Annotated in this window: 5 protein-coding genes; 1 reads left to right on the top strand and 4 read right to left on the bottom strand. The window is 75.1% G+C overall.

What is annotated here, in order from left to right:
* Nucleotides 1–273: 273 nt before the first annotated feature.
* From AC3WUG_RS19245 to AC3WUG_RS19230, 4 genes are all read right to left on the bottom strand, one after another.
* Nucleotides 274–1,050: a hypothetical protein gene (locus AC3WUG_RS19245; protein WP_492329142.1), complete on the bottom strand. Its 777-nt coding sequence runs from the start codon at nt 1,048–1,050 to the stop codon at nt 274–276.
* Nucleotides 1,043–1,243, bottom strand: a complete 201-nt coding sequence (locus AC3WUG_RS19240) for a hypothetical protein (RefSeq protein ID WP_492329141.1) — start codon at nt 1,241–1,243, stop codon at nt 1,043–1,045. Before AC3WUG_RS19240 ends, AC3WUG_RS19245 begins: the two co-directional genes overlap by 8 nt.
* A gap of 160 nt (nt 1,244–1,403) precedes the next feature.
* Nucleotides 1,404–2,729, bottom strand: coding sequence for a glycosyltransferase (locus AC3WUG_RS19235; RefSeq protein ID WP_492329140.1), 1,326 nt, complete (start codon nt 2,727–2,729; stop codon nt 1,404–1,406).
* A gap of 56 nt (nt 2,730–2,785) precedes the next feature.
* Nucleotides 2,786–4,981, bottom strand: a complete 2,196-nt coding sequence (locus AC3WUG_RS19230; RefSeq protein ID WP_492329139.1) for a glycoside hydrolase domain-containing protein — start codon at nt 4,979–4,981, stop codon at nt 2,786–2,788.
* On the opposite strand from AC3WUG_RS19230, the gene AC3WUG_RS19225 reads away from it, so the two are divergent.
* Nucleotides 4,956–5,436: DUF2510 domain-containing protein (locus AC3WUG_RS19225; protein WP_492329143.1), on the top strand; the 481-nt coding region annotated here is incomplete at its 3' end. The genes AC3WUG_RS19230 and AC3WUG_RS19225 overlap by 26 nt on opposite strands.

Below are 5,436 nucleotides of genomic sequence, written 5' to 3'. Positions count from 1 at the left end.
CCGCCGCCCCGGCCCGGGCGCGGTCGGCCGCGCCGAAGGCCCCGCGGGCGCCGCGGGCCGCCGCCACCCCGCGGGCGAGGAAGCCGGAGCCGGTCGAGTTCACGAAGACCTGCCCGACGTGCTCGATGGTGCTGCCGGGTACGGGGATCTGCGACTACTGCGACTGAGCCGGGCCCGGGCCGAGCCGGTGCCGGGGTCGGGCCGCTCCCCGGGGCTGAGCCACCGGTGCGGCTGGGCCACCTGTGATGCTGAGCCGCCGCGGCGGCTGAGCCGCTACCGCGGCACCGCCGGCGCCCCGCCCGGCAGCGGCCGGCGGACCGCGTACCCGAGGTCGCCGAGCGCCTCCGCCGCGCCCGCCGGGTCGTCCCGGACCGCGGCGCGGAGCTGGACCGCGCGCCATCGCGCGCGCCCGGCGCAGACCGCCGCGCGCCAGCCGGGCCGGGTGTCGAGGCCGAACTCCCGGACCAGCATCTCGAGCACGTCCTCGAACGACGGCCGGAACCGGTGCCCGCCGAGCGGGAAGTGCAGCGTCGACACCCGGGGCACCCGGCCCCGGCGGACCGCCGAGGTGCGCGCGCGACCCCGCAGCCGGTGCCCGGCCGCCATCATCGCGAACACCAGCTCGTCGCGGTGGCCGTGCACGTTGAGGTGCGCCGCCGGGACCTTGTCGTCGGAGCCCGCGTCGTAGTCGTACCGGAACAGCGGCTCCTCGGTGCCCTCGACGACTGCCGCCATCGTGGACCGGCGGACGGCCAGGAACCGGCCGGTGTGGTCCCAGCCGCAGTCGAAGGAGGCCCGCAGCCGGAGCACGACGAGGCCGTCGACGGCCAGCGGGATCCCGTCGGACGGCTCCTGCTCGACCGTGAGGCGCGACCGTGGCATGGCCGTGGGCCGTACGTCGAAGGTCCCGACGTCGTCGCCGGCCACGACCCCGCGCAGGGTGCTGCGCAGGTCCTCGGCGAACCGCTCCGCGACGGTCGCGAGGTCGTCGTCCCCCGCCCCGGGTTGCGCCCCTGGCGGCGCGCCACCCTCCGCCTCCCGGTCACTCACCGAGCAACCTGCCCAGCGTGAGGTACTCCTCGTACGCGATGCGCTGCTCGCGGGACAGCTGCCAGGTCTCGTACCGCTCCTCGATCGTCTCCAGGTCGAGGCCGATGCTCGCGAGCTCCTGCTCCCGCTTCTCGCGCATCTCCTCCTCGGTCATGATGATCAGGCGGCCGTAGCTCTTGGGGATGACCTGCATGGTCGTCGTTCCTCGACGTCGACGGACGGTCCCTCGGGGCGGCTGCCGGACCGACGCCGATCACGCTAGCCGCACCGCGCTCTGCGCTGTCCAGCCCCATCTCGGCGGGCGCCGGAGCGGCCCGCCGCCACCCCGCCGCCGCCCCGCCGCCGGCCCGCGCTCACCCCCGCGCGGGCACCACCGCGTCGACCGCCTCGAGGATCTTGTCCAGCACCACCGCGCGGTCGAACTGCAGCGCGAACTCGCGGGCCGCGTCCGCCCACTCCTCGCGGTCGGCGCCGGTGACCGCCAGCGCCCGGTCCAGCGCCGCCGCGATCGCCGCGGGGTCCTCGACCGGCACGATGATCGCCGTGTCGCCGACGGCCTCCGGGATGCCGCCGGTGTCGGTCGTGATGACCGGGCCGCCGCCGGAGAGCATCTTCTCCACGAGCGCGATGCCGAACGTCTCGACGAACTCCGGTCGCGGCTTGCTCGGCAGCACGTACGCGGCGGCGCCCGCCATCAGGTGCGGCTTCTCGTCGTCGGACACGTCGTCGAGGAACAGCACCCGGTCCGCGACGGGCGAGGCCGCGGCGTGCGCCCGCAGCTGCGCCGCCTCGGGCCCGTTGCCGGCGATCACCAGGCGGTGCGTCCCCGGGGCGCTGCTGGCGGCGTAGCCGTCGATGAGGTCGTCCACGCCCTTGGCGGCGGCCAGCCGGGACAGGTAGAGCACGTACCCGTCGCGGTCCAGGCCCCGCGCGCCGAGCACCGCGTCCGTCTCGGCGTCGTCGCGCGCGAGGTACTGCGCGACGTCGACGGCGGGGTACGAGATCCGGACCCGCTCGCGGCACTGCGCGGCGAACGTCGTGCCGTGCTTCGCGTCGAGCGCCTCCGCCTCGGTGATGATCAGGTCGCGGGTGTACTCGGACACCGCCAGGCAGACGTCGTGCTCCAGGTAGGACGCGAGCACGTGCGCGGCGGCGCCGAACTGGTCGGCCTCGACGCAGGCGCGCACGACGTTGGTGACGTCCGAGCCGACCGCCTCGGCGACCGTGGTCACGTTCACGGGCAGGCCGGTGCGCCGGGCGACGTGCACCGCGTCCGCGACCGCGGTGGCGTGCGGGCTCAGGTACAGCGACAGCGCGACGGTGGGCACCCCGTCGGTGAACAGCTCGACGAGCCGGCCGATCAGGCCGGCGACCCAGCGGCCGTCGGGGACCTTGTAGTCGCCGACCGGTCCGGGCCGCTCGACCACCACGCCCTCGCGGTACGGGAGCACCCGGTCCAGCGGCTTGAGCGGCAGGCCCGCGGCCTGCAGCCGGTCGATCGGCCAGGTGACGATCCGCACCTCGTCGAACCCGCGGTCGAGCGCCGCCTCCGCGAGGTTGCGCGCCTCCCCGGAGTGGCCGCAGATCACTGGGTCGGCTCGCACCACGATCACGAGGCGGCGGTCGACCCGGCGCGCGGGTGCGGCGTCGGCGGTGGGGCTGAGGGGCGCGTCGGTCACGGCAGGCCTCCGGGAGGGTCGTGCGGAAGGGGTGGGGAGCGCAGGGGTGCGGGCCGTCAGGCGCCGGTGCTGAGCGACGGCGGTCGCGCGGCGGCCGTCCACGGGCCCGGTTCCGGGCCGAGGTCGACCTGGAGCCGCCCGCCGGCGTGCAGCTCGGTCCCGGTCAGCCAGGTGCGGTCGAGCTCGACCCCGTCCAGCCGGACCCGCTGCACGTACTGCGCCGGTCCGTCGGGCTCGGGTTCGACGAACCCGCTGGTCTCGACGGTGAACGGCTTCCCGCCGACGTCGATCCGGGCCTCGCGCCACGCGGGGGCGTTGACCAGGAACAGGTTCTGGCCGGCGACCGGGAACAGCCCGAGCGTCGCCCAGACGTACCAGGAGGACAGCCCGCCGGAGTCGTCGTTGCCGGGCAGGCCGCCGCGGCCGGTGCCGAACTGCTGCTGGGTGACGGCGTGCACCACCTCGGCGGTGCGGTCGGGGCGCCCGGCGTACTGGTACGCCCACGGGGCCTCCATGTCCGGCTCGTTGTTCAGGCCCTCGAACCGGTGCAGCGCGTAGCCGGCCAGCATCTCGTCCTCGGACGGCGCGAGGCCGGGCTGCTTCACCGGGTCGGCGCCGAAGCCGAAGAACCGGTCCAGCAGGGCCACGAACGCCTCGTCGCCGCCGGCCAGGTCGATCCGCGCCGCCATGTCGTGCAGCAGCCGGAACGAGTAGTTCCACCGGCCGCCCTCGTAGAACGTCGAGTCGCGCAGCAGGCCGGTCGCCGGGTCGAACGCGTTGCGCCACCGTCCGGCGAGCGGGGCGAACTGGTCGAGCAGGGTCCGGTCGCCGACCTGCCGGGCGATGACCGCCGTGCAGAAGTAGCCGAACGCGAGGTCGAGCGTGTGGCTGATCGGGTGCGTGCGACCGTGCAGCAGGAACTCCTCGCCGTACGTCCGGCGCAGGTCGTTGTGCAGGTGCACGAGCGCCCAGTCCCAGTCGAACGGCAGGCCGAGCGCGCACAGGTCGGCCAGGAACGTGTGCGCCAGGGCGCTGCCCTGCCGGGAGAACCGGTCGGCCCCGCGGGCCATCCGGTACCCGATCGGGAAGTTCCCCTCCTCCTCCGCGATGTGCAGGATCGCGGTGGCGAGCTCCACGGCCTTGTCCGGCACCAGCGCCGTCAGCAGCGGGAGCTGCGTGCGGTAGATGTCCCACATGGTCGCGATGTCGTAGGCGAACGGGGTGTCCGTCGGCCAGAACGGGCTCTCGTCCGGCGCCAGGCAGGGCTTGATCAGCGAGTGGTAGAGCGCCGTGGACAGCACGGTCTGCTTGCCGGCGTCCGGGGTGTCGACCTGCACCTTGCCGAGCTGGCGGCGCCACTCGTGCGCCGTGCGCGCGCGGCGCTCCGCGAACGACGACGGCCCGGGCCCGCACTCGCGCACGAGGTTGGCGCGCGCCTGCTCGACGCCGCGCAGCGAGAAGCCGAACCGCAGCTCGACGACCTGGCCCGGCTCGGTCGGCCCGGCCCACATGAGGCCGAACGGCCGCAGCGTCGTCGGGCGGATCCGGTCGAAGTCGAGGCGGGTGCCGCCCGGCATGAGGCGGCGGTCGTACCAGAGCAGCTGCCGCCACTGGGGCGTGTCGCACTCGACGTGCACGGCCAGCGGCGCGCCCTCGACGGTGATCTCGCCCTGCGCGACGCCCGGCTCGACCGACTCCAGGTGGGCGCGGAGCGGCACCGTGCGGCCGTACGGGATGTCCAGCCCGCCGAGGCTCAGGTCGATGACCAGCCGCGCGTCCCGGTGCGCCGGGAACGTGTACCGGTGCACCGCCGACTTCGGGCCGACGGTGACCTCGCAGCGGATGCCGGAGTCGAGGGTCGCGGCGTAGTAGCCGGGCTCGGCGCGCTCGTCCGACACCTCCCAGAGCTGCCCGAGGTCGTCGAGCGGCTGGAGCATCGGGGTGACGCGCACGTAGTTGTAGTACTTGCGGATCGCGCCGGTGCCGGACTGCTGGAAGTGCGTGAACCCGGAGGCGCGCTGGCTCGCGTGCAGGGCGGGCGGCAGCCCCTCGGTCGACAGGTCGTACCGGCCGTACCCGGTCGGGTAGGCGCCGGAGTAGGCGCACGCGCTGACCATGCCGAGCGGGTACGTCGCGCCGGGGTGCGTGTTGCCCACCTGCGGCTTCGGCCACCACCAGGTGGCGGCGAGACCGGACTGCGGCGGGAGCGACGTGGCCTCGGTGCCGATGAACGGGTCGACGTGCTCGAACACCTCGCGTCACCTCCCGTCGGTCCGGCCGTCCGGGCGCGTCCGCGCGACCGGTGCAGGGAACGTACGCGCCGAAGGTGTCCGGACGGTTACGGCGCGCCAGCGGATCGCCGCGCGGGCGCCGCCCGGGACCCGCGTGATCGCTGGTCCGAACGGGGGACCTGGGCCGCCGCGGGTCATCACCCGGGCCGGAGCGGCCGAGAGGGAGTGCATGACCGAGGCGCTGCCGCTCCCGCCCGCCGGGTGGTACCCCGACGGGGTGACGCCCGCGGTGCTCCGCTGGTTCGACGGCGCGGCCTGGACCGAGCACACCGCGCCGGACCCGGCGGCGCGGGCCCCGGCGGGCCCGTCGGCCCCGGTCCTGTCTCTTCTCCCCCCCTTCCGCTGCCGACAAAAGACGTGGAGTGTAGATCTCTGTGGTCGCCGTATCCTTAAAAAAGGGGGGGGGGGGGGGGGGG

This window comes from Cellulomonas sp. EB106-03-03-XG116 (assembly GCF_058792015.1).
This window is presented reverse-complemented; position numbering and strand designations above follow the sequence as displayed.